Annotated in this window: 13 protein-coding genes and 1 other RNA gene; 11 read left to right on the top strand and 3 right to left on the bottom strand. The window is 66.0% G+C overall.

Features of this window, described 5'->3' with window-relative positions; genetic code table 11:
* Positions 1–71: 71 nt before the first annotated feature.
* Complete coding sequence (gene hrcA, locus QNA11_RS08425) at positions 72–1,157, top strand: heat-inducible transcriptional repressor HrcA (RefSeq protein ID WP_202072389.1); 1,086 nt, start codon at positions 72–74, stop codon at positions 1,155–1,157.
* 171 nt (positions 1,158–1,328) lie between these two features.
* Here the strand turns inward: hrcA and QNA11_RS08420 are convergent, their stop codons facing one another.
* From QNA11_RS08420 to QNA11_RS08410, 3 genes are all read right to left on the bottom strand, one after another.
* Positions 1,329–1,832 (bottom strand): hypothetical protein, encoded by a 504-nt coding sequence (locus QNA11_RS08420; RefSeq protein ID WP_283482668.1) that lies wholly within the window; start codon positions 1,830–1,832, stop codon positions 1,329–1,331.
* Positions 1,833–2,053: 221 nt separating this feature from the next.
* Positions 2,054–2,335, bottom strand: coding sequence for a hypothetical protein (locus QNA11_RS08415; RefSeq protein WP_283482667.1), 282 nt, complete (start codon positions 2,333–2,335; stop codon positions 2,054–2,056).
* A gap of 288 nt (positions 2,336–2,623) precedes the next feature.
* Complete coding sequence (locus tag QNA11_RS08410; protein ID WP_283484183.1) at positions 2,624–4,867, bottom strand: primosomal protein N'; 2,244 nt, start codon at positions 4,865–4,867, stop codon at positions 2,624–2,626.
* Between the two features lie 97 nt (positions 4,868–4,964).
* On the opposite strand from QNA11_RS08410, the gene QNA11_RS08405 reads away from it, so the two are divergent.
* The 10 genes from QNA11_RS08405 to QNA11_RS08360 all read left to right on the top strand — a co-directional run bounded on the left by QNA11_RS08405 (position 4,965) and on the right by QNA11_RS08360 (position 16,171).
* Positions 4,965–5,495 carry a hypothetical protein gene (locus QNA11_RS08405; protein WP_283482666.1) on the top strand — a complete coding sequence of 177 codons (531 nt, stop codon included), beginning with the start codon at positions 4,965–4,967 and terminating at the stop codon, positions 5,493–5,495.
* Positions 5,496–5,548: 53 nt separating this feature from the next.
* Positions 5,549–5,935, top strand: an RNA gene (gene rnpB / locus QNA11_RS08400) — RNase P RNA component class A.
* Between the two features lie 341 nt (positions 5,936–6,276).
* Complete coding sequence (gene rsmH, locus QNA11_RS08395) at positions 6,277–7,317, top strand: 16S rRNA (cytosine(1402)-N(4))-methyltransferase RsmH (protein WP_283484182.1); 1,041 nt, start codon at positions 6,277–6,279, stop codon at positions 7,315–7,317.
* Complete coding sequence (gene ftsL, locus QNA11_RS08390) at positions 7,317–7,796, top strand: cell division protein FtsL (protein ID WP_283482665.1); 480 nt, start codon at positions 7,317–7,319, stop codon at positions 7,794–7,796. The genes rsmH and ftsL overlap by 1 nt, the downstream gene beginning before the upstream one ends.
* A 38-nt stretch (positions 7,797–7,834) precedes the next feature.
* On the top strand, positions 7,835–9,622 hold the full coding sequence (locus tag QNA11_RS08385; RefSeq protein ID WP_502867558.1) for a peptidoglycan D,D-transpeptidase FtsI family protein: 1,788 nt from the start codon (positions 7,835–7,837) through the stop codon (positions 9,620–9,622).
* Positions 9,622–11,076 carry a UDP-N-acetylmuramoyl-L-alanyl-D-glutamate--2,6-diaminopimelate ligase gene (locus QNA11_RS08380; protein ID WP_283482664.1) on the top strand — a complete coding sequence of 485 codons (1,455 nt, stop codon included), beginning with the start codon at positions 9,622–9,624 and terminating at the stop codon, positions 11,074–11,076. The genes QNA11_RS08385 and QNA11_RS08380 overlap by 1 nt, the downstream gene beginning before the upstream one ends.
* Positions 11,073–12,491 (top strand): UDP-N-acetylmuramoylalanyl-D-glutamyl-2,6-diaminopimelate--D-alanyl-D-alanine ligase, encoded by a 1,419-nt coding sequence (locus tag QNA11_RS08375; protein WP_283482663.1) that lies wholly within the window; start codon positions 11,073–11,075, stop codon positions 12,489–12,491. Before QNA11_RS08380 ends, QNA11_RS08375 begins: the two co-directional genes overlap by 4 nt.
* A gap of 10 nt (positions 12,492–12,501) precedes the next feature.
* Positions 12,502–13,584 carry a phospho-N-acetylmuramoyl-pentapeptide-transferase gene (gene mraY, locus QNA11_RS08370; RefSeq protein ID WP_202072396.1) on the top strand — a complete coding sequence of 361 codons (1,083 nt, stop codon included), beginning with the start codon at positions 12,502–12,504 and terminating at the stop codon, positions 13,582–13,584.
* A 2-nt stretch (positions 13,585–13,586) separates the two neighbouring features.
* Positions 13,587–15,014 (top strand): UDP-N-acetylmuramoyl-L-alanine--D-glutamate ligase, encoded by a 1,428-nt coding sequence (gene murD, locus QNA11_RS08365; protein ID WP_283482662.1) that lies wholly within the window; start codon positions 13,587–13,589, stop codon positions 15,012–15,014.
* Positions 15,011–16,171: an FtsW/RodA/SpoVE family cell cycle protein gene (locus QNA11_RS08360; RefSeq protein WP_283482661.1), complete on the top strand. Its 1,161-nt coding sequence runs from the start codon at positions 15,011–15,013 to the stop codon at positions 16,169–16,171. Before murD ends, QNA11_RS08360 begins: the two co-directional genes overlap by 4 nt.

The raw sequence follows: 16,171 nt of genomic DNA, 5'->3' as shown, positions 1-16,171 counted from the left end.
CAGAGCCCGGCCCAGGCGGCCGGGCTTTTTTGATTCTCGACGCCGCGCGCCGATGCGTTATTCTTATGCCCATGATCCGACCATCGCCGATTGTTCCCTCCGCATCGGGCCTGTCGTTGCTCACCGACCGTTCGCGGGAAATCTTTCGGCAGCTCGTCGACAGCTATCTGGCCACGGGTGAACCCGTCGGCTCGCGGCAGATCTCACGCCTTCTACCGATGACCTTGTCGCCGGCCTCGGTCCGCAATGTGATGCAGGACCTCGAAGAGCTTGGTCTCATCTATGCGCCGCATACCAGCGCCGGACGCATGCCGACCGAGCTCGGTCTGCGCTTTTTCGTCGATTCGCTCTTGCAGATCGGCGATCTCGAAGAAGCCGAGCGCGCCCGCATTGCGGCGGAGGTCGAGGCCGCATCCAAGGATCACGATCTCGAAGGCGTGCTGGCGGAGGCCACGGGGCTGCTTTCGGGCCTGGCGCGCGTCGCCGGAGTCGTCGTCGCGAGCAAGGAGAATGTGCGCCTCAAGCAGATCGATTTCGTGCGGCTGGAGCCGGAGCGCGCGCTCGCCATTCTCGTCGCCGACGACGGTACCGTCGAGAATCGCGTCATTCCCGTCTCGCGGGATCTACCGGCTTCCGCTCTGATCGAAGCGGCGAATTATCTCAACGCGCGCATCATCGGCCGCACGCTGGCGGAGGCGCGCGACGGGATAGAAGCCTCGCGCCGCGCCGCGCAGATGGAACTCGACGAATTGACCGCGCGGCTCGTCCAGCAGGGGCTTGCGAGCTGGGGCGGCGCGCCGAGTGACAATCGCCAGCTCATCGTACGCGGCCAGGCGCATCTTCTCGAAGATTTGACCGCCGCCGCCGATCTCGAGCGCGTGCGCCTGCTATTTGCCGATCTCGAAACCAAGACCGGCGTGATCGATCTTCTGGAGCGCGCCGAACAAGGCGAGGGCGTGCGGATTTTCATCGGCTCCGAGAACAAGCTGTTTTCGCTCTCCGGCTCGTCGATGATCGCGGCGCCTTTGCGCGACAGCGAGCGGCGGATCATCGGGGCGCTCGGCGTCATCGGCCCGACGCGCCTGAATTACGCGCGCATCGTGCCGATGGTCGATTACACCGCGAAGATCGTCGCGCGCGTCGTCGGCGGCGCATAACGCGCGCATTTCGGTGTCACCTCCGTCATTGCGAGGAGGCGGAGCCGACGAAGCAATCCAGGGCCGCATCGCCGCCCTGGATTGCTTCGCTTCGCTCGCACTGACGGGCTCTGAGTAAAACCGGCGCCGGGAATGACACGCGCCGATGCGAGCTGTTCAGACGGAATGGCATCAGTCCTTCTTCGACTGTCCGCCATGCTCCTTCATCCCTTGCTCGGAGCGATATTCCCTGCCTTGCTCTTTGCCTTCGTCACGAGCGCTTTGCTCCCGTTCGCGATTCTTCTCCATGCCTTGACGCTCATGGTGTTTATCGCGGTCGATCCCGCCGCGCTCGTCATCCCAGCGGCCATACCGGTCACGATCGCGATATTCGCTGCGCTCGTCACGTTCGTCCCGATCGTAATCGCGACGGTAACGGCGGTAATCATAATCTCCATCGTGATGGCGATAGCCGTGCCGCCAGCCATGGTCGTGATCGTCATCCCAGTATCCGCCGCTGTGGCGCCGGTAGGACCACCAGCAATCGCCGTCGTCGTCGCAGATGCGAACGCCATGCGCTTGCACAACGCCGCTATCCTGACCGGCGGGCGCGAGCGGCATGGCCTTGGAGGCTGGCGCCGCAAGCGCGACTGCGCCGGCGGCCATGGAAGCGAGCAAGAGAAGCGTCTTCGGCATCGATTCGTCCTTTCCTGCTGAAGGCAGGCCAATGCCTCTCTTTTGCGAGGAGGCGCCTGCTATCTGTCGCGCGCCTCCGCGCTTTCAACGCGCGCTGGGAGGACCGCGAGCTCTCAGGCTCGCTTCACAGTTGTGCGAGTTGCGCGCCCGAAGGCGCGCGATCCAAAATAAAAAGGCTCGCGGTTGCGCCGCGAGCCATGTGTCATGCGCATCGTCCGCGCTCAGCGCCAATCATCGCGATCCCAGTCGCGATCGTGATCGCGCCAATGTTCGCGGCGCCATCCGCCGCCGTAACCATGATCGCCGCGCCAACCGCCGCCGTAGCCCCAGTGCTCGCGCGTCCGGAAGCAGCGGCCATGGTCGCAGATCATCAGGGAATGCGCCATTTGCGACTCCACGCCTGGCGCCTTCAGCGGCGCAAGCGTCATGGCGGAAGCCGGCGGCGCGACCGCGGCGACCCCGCCCGCAATAAGCGTGGCGAAGAAGACTGACCTGATCTTCATCTTTCATCCTTCCATGCAGGAAAGAGCAAAGCGCTGATAGGCGCTTTGCGGTCAGTGCTATCTGTCGCCGGGGTAGGTAGTTTCAACGGTGCGGCCCCCTCCCCAACCCTCCCCCGCCAAAGCCCGTCGAAAGACGGGCGTCTTTCGACGCCCTATGGCGGGAGAGGGAGCAGATTGTGGCCTTCATCGACATTGTGGATCGCGAGCGTACCCTCTCCCGCCATAGCCCGTCGAGAGACGGGCGTCTTGCAGACGCCCTATGGCGGGGGAGGGACAGGGAGGGGGCGTTCACAAAAAACTCTGCGGATCGACGTCGATCTGCACACGCACGCCGCCGCGCTCTTTCGGCGCCGCCACAAGGAGATCGCGCAGGAAGCATTGCACGTCGGCGCTACGCGGCGCCTTCACAAGTAGACGGTAGCGAAAGCGGCCGCGAATGAGCGCGATCGGCGCCTCGGCCGGGCCGAGCATCATGATTTCGTCAGCCTCGGGCAATCCGCCGAGCGCGGCGACGCGATAGCGCGGAGACGCCGGCAATTCATGCGCGGCGCGCGCCAAGGCCCGCGCATGCGCTTCGGCCGTGGCCGCGTCCTTGGCGGAGACGATCAGCGCCGCAAGGCGCCCGAAGGGCGGCAGTCCGGCGCGTTCACGCAATGCGATTTCCTGCGTGTAGAATTTTTCCGCGTCGCCAGAGAGCAGCGCGGCGATGACCGGATGCTCGGGCTGGAATGTTTGAATGAGCGCGCGTCCCGGCTTATCGCCGCGTCCGGCGCGGCCGGTGACTTGGTTGAGCAATTGAAAAGTGCGTTCGGCCGCGCGCGGATCGCCGCTGCCGAGCCCCAAGTCGGCGTCGACGACTCCGACTAATGTCAGATGCGGAAAGTTGTGGCCTTTGGCGACGAGCTGCGTGCCGATGACGATGTCGAAGGCGCCTTTGGCGATTTCGTCGAGCTCGCGTCGCAGCCTCTCGGCGCCGCCGGGAAAGTCGGACGAGAGCACGAGAATGCGCGCGTCGGGAAAGAGCGTCGCGGCTTCTTCCGCGAGGCGCTCGACGCCGGGGCCGCAAGCCGTCAGCGAATCTTCGGCCCCGCATTCCGGGCATGTGTCCGGGCGCCGCTCGGTATGGCCGCAATGATGGCAGACGAGCGCGCGGCGGAAGCGATGTTCGACAAGCCAGGCGTCGCATTGCGTGCAGCGGAAGCGGTGGCCGCAATCGCGACACAGCGTCAAAGGCGCATAGCCGCGACGGTTGAGAAAGAGCAACGCCTGTTCGCCGCGCGCTATGGTTTCGCCCATTGCAAGCGCAAGCCGCGGCGCGATCCAGCGTCCGCGTTCTGCGCCCTCAACGCGCATGTCGATCGGCTCGAGCAGCGGCATGGCGCGGGAGCCGGCGCGCGCATGCAGGCGCAAATGGCCGTAGCGTCCGCGCTCGGCGTTGACGCGCGTTTCGATCGAGGGCGTCGCGGACGCAAGCACGATCGCAGCGTTCTCGATACGCGCGCGCACCACCGCCATGTCGCGCGCGTGATAAGAGGCGCCGTCGTCCTGCTTATAGGCGCCTTCATGTTCTTCATCGACGACGATGAGGCGAAGATCGCGGAACGGGAGAAACAACGCCGAGCGCGCGCCCGCGACGACGCTCAGCTCTCCTGTCGCCGCCGCGCGCCAGATGCGCGCGCGCTTGCGCTCGGAGACGCCCGAGTGCCACTCGGCCGGCTTCTCGCCGAAACGCGCCGCGAAGCGCTCCAGAAATTGCGCCGTGAGCGCGATCTCCGGCATCATCACCAGCGCCTGGCCGCCGTCCTTCAAGGCGGCGGCGACGGCCTCGAAATAGACTTCGGTTTTGCCGGAGCCAGTGACGCCTTCGAGCAGAAAGGGTTTGAACGCGCGCGCATGCACGGCCTCGGTTAAAGCGTCCGCTGCCTCGCGTTGCGCGGGCTCCAAAACGGGCGCGGCGAATTCGGGGTCGAGTGCGCGCGCGACGGGCTCCGGCGGCGCTGCAATAGTCTCTAACGCGCCTTCGTCGACGAGCCCGTCGATCACGCCCGTCGAGCAGGCAGCGGCCTCGGCGAGCGCTTTCTTGGAGAAGGCCATGCCGCCTTGCGCCGCCTCCAACACGCGCGCGCGTGTGGGCGTGAGGCGCTCAGGCTTTTTGCCGCCCGCGCGATAGAGCGTGCGCAATGTATCGGGCGCCGCTTCCTCTGCGGCGCGGGTCGCCAGGCGCAGCGCCATGCCGCGCGGCGTCAGCGTGTAGCGCGCGAGCCAGTCGATGAAATCGCGCAGCTTCTGCGCGAGCGGCGGTCGGTCGAGCCGCGCGACGACTGTCTTGAGATTGCCGCGCGGCCGTTCGGCGTCGTCGACGGACCAGACCACGCCATAAGCCTCGCGCGCGCCGAGCGGAACTTTGACGCTGTCGCCCGGCTGCAAGCCGAGGGCGGGCGGGGCGAGATAGGAATAGGTCGTGTCGACGGCGACCGGCGCCAGCACGTCGACGATCTGGGCCCCTTTCGATTCATCCTGCGCCGCGCTCATGGCCACGGCTTAAAGCATCTCATGCGCCGCCGGAAGCCGCGGAACGAAGCCCGCTCCCTGTGGTTGCTCCTGCCGAAGACGTTCTCGGGAGGCCCGCATGACGAAGGTCCTGGACAGCAATTGGTCGCAGCTCGGCGTTTCGGCGGTGACGACGGGCACTGTGGCGGCGCTCGTCTCGGCGGCGGCCCTGGCGGCGCTCGCCAAGGCCGAGGGGAAGGGGGCGTTGCAGCCCTTGAACGCCACGAGCCATTGGGTTCAGGGCGACGCGGCGGCGAAAGTCGAGGCGCCCACCGCGCGCAATACGCTGGTGGGCTTCGCCACCCATCACCTCTCGTCGGTGCTATGGGCGGGGTTTTTCGAGGCCTGGCTGGCGCGCAATCCGCCGCGCTCGATGTGGGAGCTGCTGCGGGACGCCTTCGGTATGTCGGGAATCGCGGCAGCCGTCGATTATGGCGCGACGCCGCATCGCTTCACGCCGGGTTGGGAGCTGGCGCTCTCGAAGAAGTCGATGGTCGGTTCTTATATTGCGTTCGCCTTCGGGCTTGCGGCCGGGGCGCTGGTTTCCGCGCGGGCGCGAGAGGCGGGGCAGGCGGCATGGAGCGAGACGACGCCGCTCTTGCGCGGTTGAGCAAGCCGTCGCGCCTTGACCTTCCGCCTCCCGGTCCCTATCCCTAAAACGAGCCAGTCGGCCGGACGGCCGCTGCGTCATGCAGAGGAAAGTCCGGGCTCCACGGAGACACGGCGCCGGATAACGTCCGGCGGGGGCAACCCCAGGGAAAGCGCCACAGAAAGCAAACCGCCGGGCTTCACGCCCGGTAAGGGTGAAAGGGTGCGGTAAGAGCGCACCGCCTGAGCGGCAACGCTTCAGGGCATGGCAAGCCCCGCCGGGAGCAAAACCGAATAGGGGCGACTGAAGGCTCTCAAAGCTTTCGACCCGTCTCCGGGACGTCGCCCGGGTTGGTTGCTCGAGGCGGTCGGCGACGACCGTCCCAGAGGAATGGCCGTCACGCGGGGGTCGGGAAACCGGCCAACGCCATACAGAACCCGGCTTACAGGCCGACTGGCGCCCGGCTTTTTGGGGCGGGCTGTCATTGGGAGCGAAGCGAAGCAATCCAGGGCAGCTATTATGGCCCTGGATTGCTTCGCTTCGCTCCCAATGACGGGGTAATTGACGCGAATTCTCGCGGGGGCCGGTAACCCTCTCTTAATACTAACAAAGCTTAATGCTGTTTGGCGCCGGAGGCGGCGCCGCGGCTTGTCCGCCGCTCCGCCGACGCTTTGAACGAACCATGGCCCGCCAACCCCTTTTGCCGCGACGCCTTCGGACCGCGCGTGAGCCTCTCAAGGGCCCGGTCGCGCCTGTCCGCTGCGTCGGGGCGAAGGCAATGGCGAATGCGAGGGCGAGCGTGATGGGGAAGGACCGCGGCGCGGATGAGCCGCCGGCCGGCGAGGGGCCGGCCCGGCATGTGCCCGTGCTGCTCAATGAGGTGATCGACGCGCTGCGGCCGCGCGACGGCGGGCGCTATCTCGACGGCACTTTCGGCGCCGGCGGCTATACGCGCGCTTTGCTCGCGGCCGCCGATACGAAAGTTCTGGCGCTCGATCGCGATCCCACCGCCATCGCCGGCGGCGCCGATCTCGTGGCGCAGGCGCAGGGGCGGCTCACGCTTGTCGAGGCGCGCTTCTCACAGCTCGAAGAGGTCGCGCGCGCGCAAGACTTCGTTCCCCTCGATGGCGCCGTCTTCGACATCGGCGTTTCGTCCATGCAGTTCGACCAGGCCGAGCGCGGCTTCTCCTTTCGCGGCGACGGCCCGCTCGATATGCGCATGGAGGGCAGGGGCGTTTCCGCCGCCGACATCGTCAATGAGGCCGACGAAGAGACGCTCGCGGATATTCTCTATTACTACGGCGAGGAGCGCGCCTCGCGCCGCATCGCCCGCGCGATCGTCCACGACCGCAATCTCGCGCCCTTCACCTCCACCAAGGCGCTGGCCGAGATGATCGCGCGCGTCGCGCCGGGGCGGCCGGGCGATATTCACCCGGCGACGAAGAGCTTCCAGGCGCTGCGCATTGCCGTCAATGACGAGCTCGGCGAATTGCTCGACGGCCTCGCGGCGGCGGAGCGCACGCTTGGCCCCGGCGGGCGGCTCGTCGTCGTGACCTTCCATTCGCTCGAAGACCGCATCGTCAAGCAGTTCCTCGCCGAGCGCTCGGGGCGCGGCGAGACTGGCTCGCGCCGCCTGCCCGGCGAAGCCGCGCCGCCGGAAACGAGCTTTACCTGCGAGGGCCGCCAGCCGATCGCGCCGACGCGCGCGGAAGTCGATGCCAATCCGCGCGCGCGTTCCGCGAAGCTGCGCCATGCGACGCGCAACGCCTCGGCTCCGCTGCCGCTCGCCGACAAGCTGACGCGGCTCGTGCGCCTCCCGACGCGCGAGAAAGGAAAAGTCTGATGCTTCGGCTTCTCAACATTCTCGCGGTGGCGGCGCTGATCAGCTCGGCGGTCTACGCCTATACGATCAAATATCAGACGGCCTATCGCCTGGAGCAGATCACCAAGACAAAGCTCGAAATCAAGGCCGAGCGCGACGCCATCGCCGTTTTGCGGGCGGAATGGGCCTATATGACGCGCCCCGAGCGCCTGCAGCCGCTCGCCGACAAATATTTGCCAGAGTTGAAGCCGCTTCAGGTGTCGCAGCTCGTGCCGGCGACGGCCTTGCCGCAGAAGACCCGTAGCGACGCGATCGGGGCCAAGCTCAGCGAGATCGGCCTCTCCGCGCCCGCGACGCCTTCCGCGGCGCCGAGCGCCCCGACGACGACGCCCAAGCCTCAGGCCGCCAAGCCGAAGACGGCGACGCCCAAGACAGTCGCAACCAACAAGGCGCCGAGCGCCAATCCGCAGAGCCCGAGCCGCGAGCCCAAAAAGCCATGACAGAGCGTCAGCCCAATTGGGAACCCACGCCCGAGCCCATGTCGGACACGCTGGAAACGCCGCCGCCGCGTCCGACCAGGAAGCCGTCGAAATATGCGGGCATGGTGCGCGCCGTTTTTTCGACGAGCTTGGAGACGAGCGCCTCGCGCATGCGCCTCGCCGCGCTCGGCTTCCTCGTTCTTTACGGCGTCATCTGCGCAAAACTCGTCTATCTCGGCTTCAAGCCGGAGACGGTTCGTCATCCCGCCGCCGAAGCGGTTTCGGCGTCGCGTCCCGATATTCTCGACCGCAATGGCGAAGTGCTGGCGAGCGACGTCAAGGTGATGTCGGTTTTCGCGGAGCCGAGACGCTTGATCGACAAAGACGAGGCGACGGAGCTTCTCACCGCCGTTCTGCCCGACGTCCCGTCAAAAGAATTGCGCGAGCGTCTCGGCGCCTCGAAGAAGGGCTTTGTCTGGGTGAAGCGCGAAGTCACGCCGCATCAGCGCGACGAAGTGTTTCATCTCGGCCTGCCGGGCGTCGGCCTTATCGCCGAAAATAAGCGCGTCTATCCGAACGGACCGATCGGCGCGCATGTGCTCGGCTTCGCCAATATCGACAATCAGGGCATCGCCGGAATCGAGAAATATATCGACGGGCAAGGGCTCGCCGATCTGCATAATCTCGGCTTCGGCGCTACGCCCGACGAGCTTCAGCCGATCACGCTCTCGCTCGACATTCGCGCAACCCATGCGCTGCGCGACGAGCTGGAGAAAGGCGTCACGCGCTTCAAGGCGAAAGCCGGCGCCGCAGCCATATTGGAAGTGAACACAGGCGAAGTAATCGCGCTCGCGTCGCTCCCCGATTACGATCCGAACCATCCGACCGACGAAAACGCCAACGCGCTCGACCTTACCCACATCAACCGCATGAATGTCGGCGTCTATGAGATGGGCTCGACCTTCAAGGCGCTGACCATCTCGATGGCGCTCGACTCGGGCAAAGTGAACCTCGGTTCGCGCCTCGATGCGCGCGGCGCGCTCTCCTTCGGCCGCTTCAAGATCCACGACTATCATGCGCAGAACCGCGCGCTGACAGTGCCGGAGGTTTTCACTTATTCCTCGAACATCGGCACGGCGCGCATGGCGATGGGGCAGGGCGTCGAGAAGCACAAGGCCTATTTGCGCAAGATGGGCCAGCTCACGCGCATGCGCACGGAGCTGCCCGAAAGCGCCGAGCCGATCTATCCGAAGAACTGGAGCGAGCTGAACACTATGACCATCGCCTTCGGCCATGGTCTCGCCGTTGCGCCGCTACAGGCGATGATGGCGGTCGGCGCGCTGATGAATGGCGGCTATCTCATCACGCCGACCTTCCTCAAGCGCTCGCAGGAAGAGGCGATGAAGAACGCCGTGCAAGTGGTGAAACCCGAGACGAGCGAGGCCATGCGCTATCTCATGCGCCTCAACGCCGAGATCGGCACGGCTAAAAGGGTCAATGTCGACGGCTATTTCGTCGGCGGCAAAACCGGCACGGCGGAAAAGGTCATCGGCGGCCATTACAGCAAGACCCGCCTGTTCACGACCTTCATGGCCGTCGCGCCGTCGGACAAGCCGAAATATCTTTTCCTCACCATCATGGACGAGCCGCAGGGCCGGCCCGAGGACGGCGGCTACGCTACCGCCGCCTATAACGCCGGCTTCGTCACCGGCGAGATCATCGAGCGCACCGGCCCGATCCTCGGCCTCGCGCCGCGCTTCGAGCCGCCGCATATGCCCTTCCCGCTGCTCGCCAAACTCGGTTATGGCATGGCCAATGTTCCTGCTGCCGGAGGCCGTGGCCACTGATGCGTCTCTCTGAACTCCTCGCGTTGGGCGACCTCGACCCTTCCATCGGGAACATCGAGATCGCGGGCCTCTCGGCGGACAGCCGCGTCGTCAGCGAGGACTTTGCCTTTTTCGCCATCCCTGGCCATGCCGGGGATGGTCTTGCTTTTGTGGGGGACGCCAAGGCGCGCGGCGCGGCGGTCGTCATCGCTGAGCGCGCGGCCGAATGCGCCTTGCCGCTCGTCGTCGTCCCCGATGTGCGGGCGGCGGTGGCGCGCGCGGCGGCGCGCTTCTATCCGCGCCAGCCGCATACCATCGTCGCGGTCACGGGCACGAGCGGCAAGACCTCCGTCGTCGCCTTTCTGCGGCAAATCTGGGCGGCGATGGGCCATGAGGCGGCCTCGCTCGGCACGGTCGGCGTCGTCGATTCCAAGGGCGCCCATTACGGCGCGCTGACGACGCCGGGGCCGGTCGAATTGCACAAGACGCTGGCGGAGCTTGCCGAGGGGGGCGTGACTCATCTCGCGATGGAAGCCTCCTCGCTCGGCATCGACCAGCGCCGCCTCGACGGCGTGCGGCTGAGCGCGGCGGGCTTCACCAATTTCTCGCGTGATCACCTCGACCACCACCGCGACATGGAAGACTATTTCGCGGCAAAGATGCGCCTCTTCGATACGCTGCTGCAGCCCGGCCAGATGGCGGTGATCGACGCCGACAGCGATGTGGCCGCGCGTGTCGCCGCGGTTTGCAACACCCGTGGGCTGAGCGTCTTCGGCGTCGGCGCCAAGGGCGAGGCCATCGTGCTGAAAGACGCGCGCCCGCATGCGCTGGCGACGAGCCTCGACATCAGCCACGCCGGCAAGGATTATAAGATCGAACTGCCGCTCGCCGGCGCCTTCCAGACCTCGAATGCGCTTGTCGCGGCGGGGCTCGCCATCGCGTCCGGAGACGACCCTGCGCGGGTCTTTGCCGCGCTCGATCATCTCCAGGGCGCGCCCGGCCGCCTCGAACTCGTCGGCGCCCGCAATGGCGCGCCGGTCTTCGTCGATTACGCCCATAAGCCCGACGCGCTCGAAAAAGTGCTCGCGACCCTGCGGCCGCTGACCAAGGGCCGGCTGATCGTCGTTTTCGGCTGCGGCGGCGATCGCGACAAGGGCAAGCGGGCGCTGATGGGCGAGATCGCCGCGCGCGCCGCCGATGTCGCGATCATCACGGACGACAATCCCCGAAGCGAGGACCCCGCGCTGATTCGCGCCGCCATCATCGACGGCGCCAAAGGCGCGGGTCCGGCGCAGATCATCGAGATCGCCGACCGGGGAGAGGCCATCTCCCAGGCCGTCGCGGGCCTTTGTCCCGGCGACGCGCTCGTGGTCGCCGGCAAGGGGCACGAGACTGGTCAGATCGTCGGCAATCGAATATTGCCCTTTTCCGACCACGAAGCTGTCACGAAAGCGCTGCAGGAGCACGGCTCATGAAGCAGGAACCTCTATGGTCGGGGCTGGCGCTCGTCGGCGCCTTGCAGGCCCGCGTCAGCGGCGCGCTCGCCCGCCAAGCGACGGGCGTCTCGATCGACACGCGCACGCTACAACCTGGCGACCTTTTCGTCGCCATCAAGGGCGAGGCGCGCGACGGCCATGAATTCGTCCACGCGGCTTTCGAGAAGGGCGCCGCCGCGGCGGTGATCGACGAAGAACATGCGCGCGAGCTTGCAGGCGCCGGGCCGCTTTTTGTCGTCAAGGACGTGCAGCGTTCGTTGGAGCTCCTCGGCATGCGCGCGCGCGACCGCACGGCCGCCTTCATCGCCGCCATCACTGGCTCGGTCGGCAAGACCTCGACGAAGGACATGACGCGGCTGATGCTGGCGCATTTCGGCGCCACGCACGCGTCGATTGCCTCCTACAATAATCAATGGGGCGTGCCGCTGTCGCTGGCGCGGATGCCGGCGTCGTCGCGCTTTGGCGTTTTCGAGATCGGCATGAATCACGCCGGCGAAATTGCTGGTCTCGCCGCGCAGGTGCGCCCGCATGTCGCTGTGGTGACGCGCGTCGCGCCTGTGCATCTCGAGCATTTTGCGTCTCTCGAGGCCATCGCCGACGCCAAGGCGGAAATCTTCGGGGGCCTCGAAGGCGGCGTCGCCATCATCAATCGCGACGACGCGGAATATGAGCGGCTCGCAGAGGCGGCGGCGCCTTATGCGGGGCATATTCTCGATTTCGGCGAGGCCGAAGGCGCGCAGGCGCGGCTCATCTCCTATAAGCAGATCGATGGCGGCTGTGAGATAGAGGCCGAGATTCTCGGCCGGCGGCTTTCTTACCTCATCGGCGCGCCGGGCAAGCACATCGCGCTCAATTCGCTCGCCGCGCTGCTGATCGCTGTTTCTTTCGATCTCGATCTCGAAGAGGCCGCCGCGGCGCTTGTCGATTTCGCGCCGCCCAAGGGGCGCGGCCAGCGTGAGACGCTTCCCGTCGACGAGGGCGATTTCACGCTCATCGACGAGAGCTACAACGCCAATCCGACCTCGATGCGCGCCGCGTTGGAGCTTCTCGCTGCGACGGCGCCCAGAGCCGGCGGGCGCCGCATCGCGGTGCTCGGCGACATGCTGGAGCTTGGACCAGAAGGCGGGAATCTGCACGCGGCGCTGGCGGAGGATGTCGCGCACGCCAAGGTTGATCTGCTGTTCACGGCCGGGCCGCTGATGCAGCAGCTCTATTACGCCGCGCCGGAGGCCATGCGCGCCGCCCATCGCGCCACGGCGCTGGAGGTCGAAGAGCCCGTCCTCGCCGCAATTCGGTCGGGGGACGTCGTCATGATCAAGGGCTCCAACGGGACGCGCATATCGAAGATTGTCGCTGCCGCGAAAGCGAAATTCGCGCCCGAGATGGCCAGTTGAGGACTCTTGAATGCTGACGCTGCTTGCGGATCTCTCTTATCTCTACAGTCCGCTCAACATTTTTCGCTACATCACCTTCCGGGCCGCCATGGCGGCGGCGACGGCGCTGTTCTTCGTCTTCTTCTTTGGCCCCAACATTATCGCGGCGCTGCGCCTCAAGCAGGGCAAGGGCCAGCCGATCCGCGAGGATGGCCCCGAGTCGCATCTTCTGACGAAAAAGGGCACGCCCACCATGGGCGGGCTGATGATCCTCTCCGGCCTCATCGCCGCGACGCTGCTCTGGGCCAATCTGCGCAACTATTATGTGTGGATCGTGCTCTTCGTCACGGCCTCCTTCGGCGCGATCGGTTTTTACGACGATTACCTGAAGGTGACGAAACAATCGCACGCCGGTTTCTCAGGCAAGGCGCGCCTCGCGCTCGAATTCCTTGCCGCCGGCATCGCCTGCTATCTGATGATGAAAGTGGGGGGCGAGAACATGTCTAATCTCGCCATTCCGATGGTGAAGGGCTACGTCGCCTCGCTGGGCCTGTTCTTCATCGTCTTCGGCGCCTTCGTCATCGTCGCCGCAGGCAATTGCGTCAATCTCACCGATGGTCTCGATGGCCTCGCCATCGTGCCCTCGATGATCGCGGTCGGCACATTCGCGATCTTCGCCTATCTCGTCGGCAACTCGATCTTCTCGAACTATCTCGGCGTGAACTACGTTGCGGGCGCGGGCGAACTCACCATCGTCTGCTCCGCGCTGATCGGCGCCGGGCTTGGATTCCTGTGGTTCAACGCGCCGCCCGCGCAGATCTTCATGGGCGACACCGGCTCGCTCGCGCTCGGCGGCCTGCTCGGCGCAGTCGCAGTAGCGGTGAAGCAGGAGTTCGTGCTCGTCATCGTCGGCGGGCTCTTCGTGCTCGAAGGCGCCTCGGTCATCATTCAGGTCGCTTATTTCAAGGCGACCGGCAAGCGCATCTTCCTGATGGCGCCGATCCATCATCACTTCGAAAAGAAGGGCTGGAAGGAGCCGCAGATCGTCATCCGCTTCTGGGTCGTCGCCTTCGTTCTGGCGCTCATGGGTCTTTCGACCCTCAAGCTGAGGTGACCATGACGCCGGTCAGAACATTCAGAGGCAAGACTGTCGCCCTCTTCGGGCTCGGCGGCTCGGGGCTCTCCACCGCGAAAGCGCTGATGGCGGGCGGCGCCAATGTGCGCGCCTGGGACGATGGCGAAGCGGGGCGTCTCGCCGCCGCACGGAATGGCGTGCCGCTCGAAGATTTGTCGGACAGCGACTGGTCGTCTTTCGATGCCCTGGTTCTTGCTCCCGGCGTGCCGCTGACCCATCCGGAGCCGCATTGGACGGTCGCGCGCGCCCGCGCCGCCGGCGTCGAGATCATTGGCGACATCGAGCTTTTCTGCCGCGAACGCGCCGCGCATGCCGGCGGCGCGCCATTCATCGCGATCACCGGCACCAACGGCAAATCGACGACAACGGCGCTCATTGCGCATATTCTGCGCGAAGCCGGGCGCGACGTGCAGCTCGGCGGCAATATTGGCGTACCGATCCTCGATCTCGAGCCGCCGTCGGACGAGCGCATCCATGTCATCGAATGCTCGTCCTTCCAGATCGATCTCACGCCCTCGCTCAATCCGACCATCGGCATATTGATCAATCTGACGCCCGATCACATCGACCGCCACGGCACGATGGAGAATTACGCGGCGGTGAAGGAGCGCCTTGTCGCGGGCGCCGAGGTGGCGCTGGTCGGCGTCGACGACGCCTATACGCACGCCATCGGCGCGCGTCTCTCCGCCGATCCCAAACCCGGGCAGCGCGTCATGCCGGTTTCCGCCGCGCGCCGTCTGGATTGGGGATTCTATGTCGAAGACGGCGGCGTCTATTTCCGCGAACAGGGCCACCCGCCGGAAGAGGCCGAGCAGCTCGGCGCTTTGCAGGGCGCTCGCGCCCTGCGCGGCGCGCATAATGCGCAGAACGCGGCTTTCGCCGCCGCGGCCGCCTGGGAATGCGGGCTGGAGGACGAGGAAATCGCCCGCGGCCTGCTGAGCTATCCGGGCCTGCCGCATCGCATGGAGGAGGTCGGCCGCATCGAGCGCACGCTCTTTGTGAACGACTCCAAGGCGACCAACGCCGACGCAGCCGAGAAAGCGCTCGCGAGCTTTGCCGACATCTACTGGATCATCGGCGGCAAGGCGAAGGAGGGCGGCATCGAGCCGCTGCGGCCTTACTTCCCGCGCATTCGCAAGGCTTATCTCATCGGCCATGCGAGCGACGATTTCGCGCGCACGCTCGACGGGGCGCTGCCCTATGAGCGCTGCGAGACGCTCGACGTCGCGACCATGCGCGCGGCTTTCGATGCGCTCGACGGCGATGCGGCGGAGCCGATCGTGCTGCTCTCGCCCGCCTGCGCCTCGTACGACCAATTCAAGAATTTCGAGGCGCGCGGCGACGCGTTCCGCGCGCTCGTCAACGGATTGCCCGCCGTCATCGCCGCTCGCAGAGGAGAGCACCCATGATTTCGCGCGCCGAGCGAACACCAATCTCCGATTGGGCATGGACCATCGATCGTTGGCTTCTCGCCGGCATCGCGCTTCTCATCGTCGCGGGCCTCGTCTTCGGCATGGCGGGCAGTCCGCCGGTTGCGGAACGGCTGCATCTCTCGACCTTCCATTTCGTCAATCGCCAGGTCGCCTATCTTCTGCCGGCGCTGGCGGTGATGATCGGCGCCTCCTTCTTATCGCCGCGCCACGTGCGCCGCGCCGCGCTCGTCGTTTTCGTCGTGTCGCTCGCGCTCGTCGTCGCGACGCTGTTCTTCGGCCAGGAAGTGAAAGGCGCGCGGCGCTGGATTTTCGGCATTCAGCCGTCGGAATTCCTCAAGCCGTCCTTCGTCGTCGTCGTCGCCTGGGCCTTTTCGGAAGGCGCGCGGCGCAAGGACGTTCCCGGCAACTGGCTCGCGCTTCTCCTTTTCCCGCTCACCATCGGGCCGCTCGTTCTGCAGCCCGATTTCGGCCAGACCATGCTGATCTCGGTTGTCTGGGGCGCGCTCTTCTTCATGGCGGGGCTGCATCTCATTTGGGTCGTCGGGCTTGGCGGCCTCGGCGCATCCGCCGCGCTGCTCGCCTATAAATTCGCGCCGCATGTGCGCGCGCGCGTCGACGCCTTTCTCGAACCGCCGCCGCCTGTCGCCGGCGTGCCGACGAACTTCCAATCCGAGACCGCGCTTGAAAGCTTCAAGGCGGGCTCCTGGTTCGGCAAGGGGCCGGGCGAAGGCACGGTCAAGCGCATCCTGCCCGACTCGCATACCGACTTCATCTTCGCGGTCATCGGCGAGGAGTTCGGCGTCATCGTCTGCATTGTGTTGGCGCTTGTTTTCGCATTCATCGTGGTGCGGGGGCTCTTTTCCGCAGCGCGCAATGAAGACCCCTTCTGCCGTTTTGCCACGGCGGGGCTCGTCATGCTCTTCGGCCTGCAGAGCTGCATCAATATGGCGGTGAACGTCCACCTGATGCCCGCCAAGGGCATGACGCTGCCTTTCGTTTCCTATGGCGGCTCTTCGCTCATCTCGCTGTCGCTCGGCATGGGCTTTTTGCTCGCCGTCACGCGCAAGCGCCCGCGCACGCGGGTGCTCACCGAGGTCGCCGCGACGAGCGGGCCTGTGCCGGCGGCGGCCTGA

This window comes from Methylocystis sp. JR02 (assembly GCF_030063565.1).
GTDB classification, from domain to species: Bacteria; Pseudomonadota; Alphaproteobacteria; order Rhizobiales; family Beijerinckiaceae; genus Methylocystis; species Methylocystis iwaonis.
The sequence above is the reverse complement of the archived record's forward strand: the minus strand, read 5'-3'. Positions and strand labels throughout refer to the sequence as shown.

Excerpts from the sequence above, each read along its gene's own strand:
- hrcA (WP_202072389.1), top strand. The coding sequence starts at position 72 with ATGATCCGACCATCGCCGATTGTTCCCTCCGCATCGGGCCTGTCGTTG.
- QNA11_RS08420 (WP_283482668.1), bottom strand. The coding sequence starts at position 1,832 with ATGCCGAAGACGCTTCTCTTGCTCGCTTCCATGGCCGCCGGCGCAGTC.
- QNA11_RS08415 (WP_283482667.1), bottom strand. The coding sequence starts at position 2,335 with ATGAAGATCAGGTCAGTCTTCTTCGCCACGCTTATTGCGGGCGGGGTC.
- QNA11_RS08410 (WP_283484183.1), bottom strand. The coding sequence starts at position 4,867 with ATGAGCGCGGCGCAGGATGAATCGAAAGGGGCCCAGATCGTCGACGTG.
- QNA11_RS08405 (WP_283482666.1), top strand. The coding sequence starts at position 4,965 with ATGACGAAGGTCCTGGACAGCAATTGGTCGCAGCTCGGCGTTTCGGCG.
- rsmH (WP_283484182.1), top strand. The coding sequence starts at position 6,277 with ATGGGGAAGGACCGCGGCGCGGATGAGCCGCCGGCCGGCGAGGGGCCG.
- ftsL (WP_283482665.1), top strand. The coding sequence starts at position 7,317 with ATGCTTCGGCTTCTCAACATTCTCGCGGTGGCGGCGCTGATCAGCTCG.
- QNA11_RS08385 (WP_502867558.1), top strand. The coding sequence starts at position 7,835 with ATGTCGGACACGCTGGAAACGCCGCCGCCGCGTCCGACCAGGAAGCCG.
- QNA11_RS08380 (WP_283482664.1), top strand. The coding sequence starts at position 9,622 with ATGCGTCTCTCTGAACTCCTCGCGTTGGGCGACCTCGACCCTTCCATC.
- QNA11_RS08375 (WP_283482663.1), top strand. The coding sequence starts at position 11,073 with ATGAAGCAGGAACCTCTATGGTCGGGGCTGGCGCTCGTCGGCGCCTTG.
- mraY (WP_202072396.1), top strand. The coding sequence starts at position 12,502 with ATGCTGACGCTGCTTGCGGATCTCTCTTATCTCTACAGTCCGCTCAAC.
- murD (WP_283482662.1), top strand. The coding sequence starts at position 13,587 with ATGACGCCGGTCAGAACATTCAGAGGCAAGACTGTCGCCCTCTTCGGG.
- QNA11_RS08360 (WP_283482661.1), top strand. The coding sequence starts at position 15,011 with ATGATTTCGCGCGCCGAGCGAACACCAATCTCCGATTGGGCATGGACC.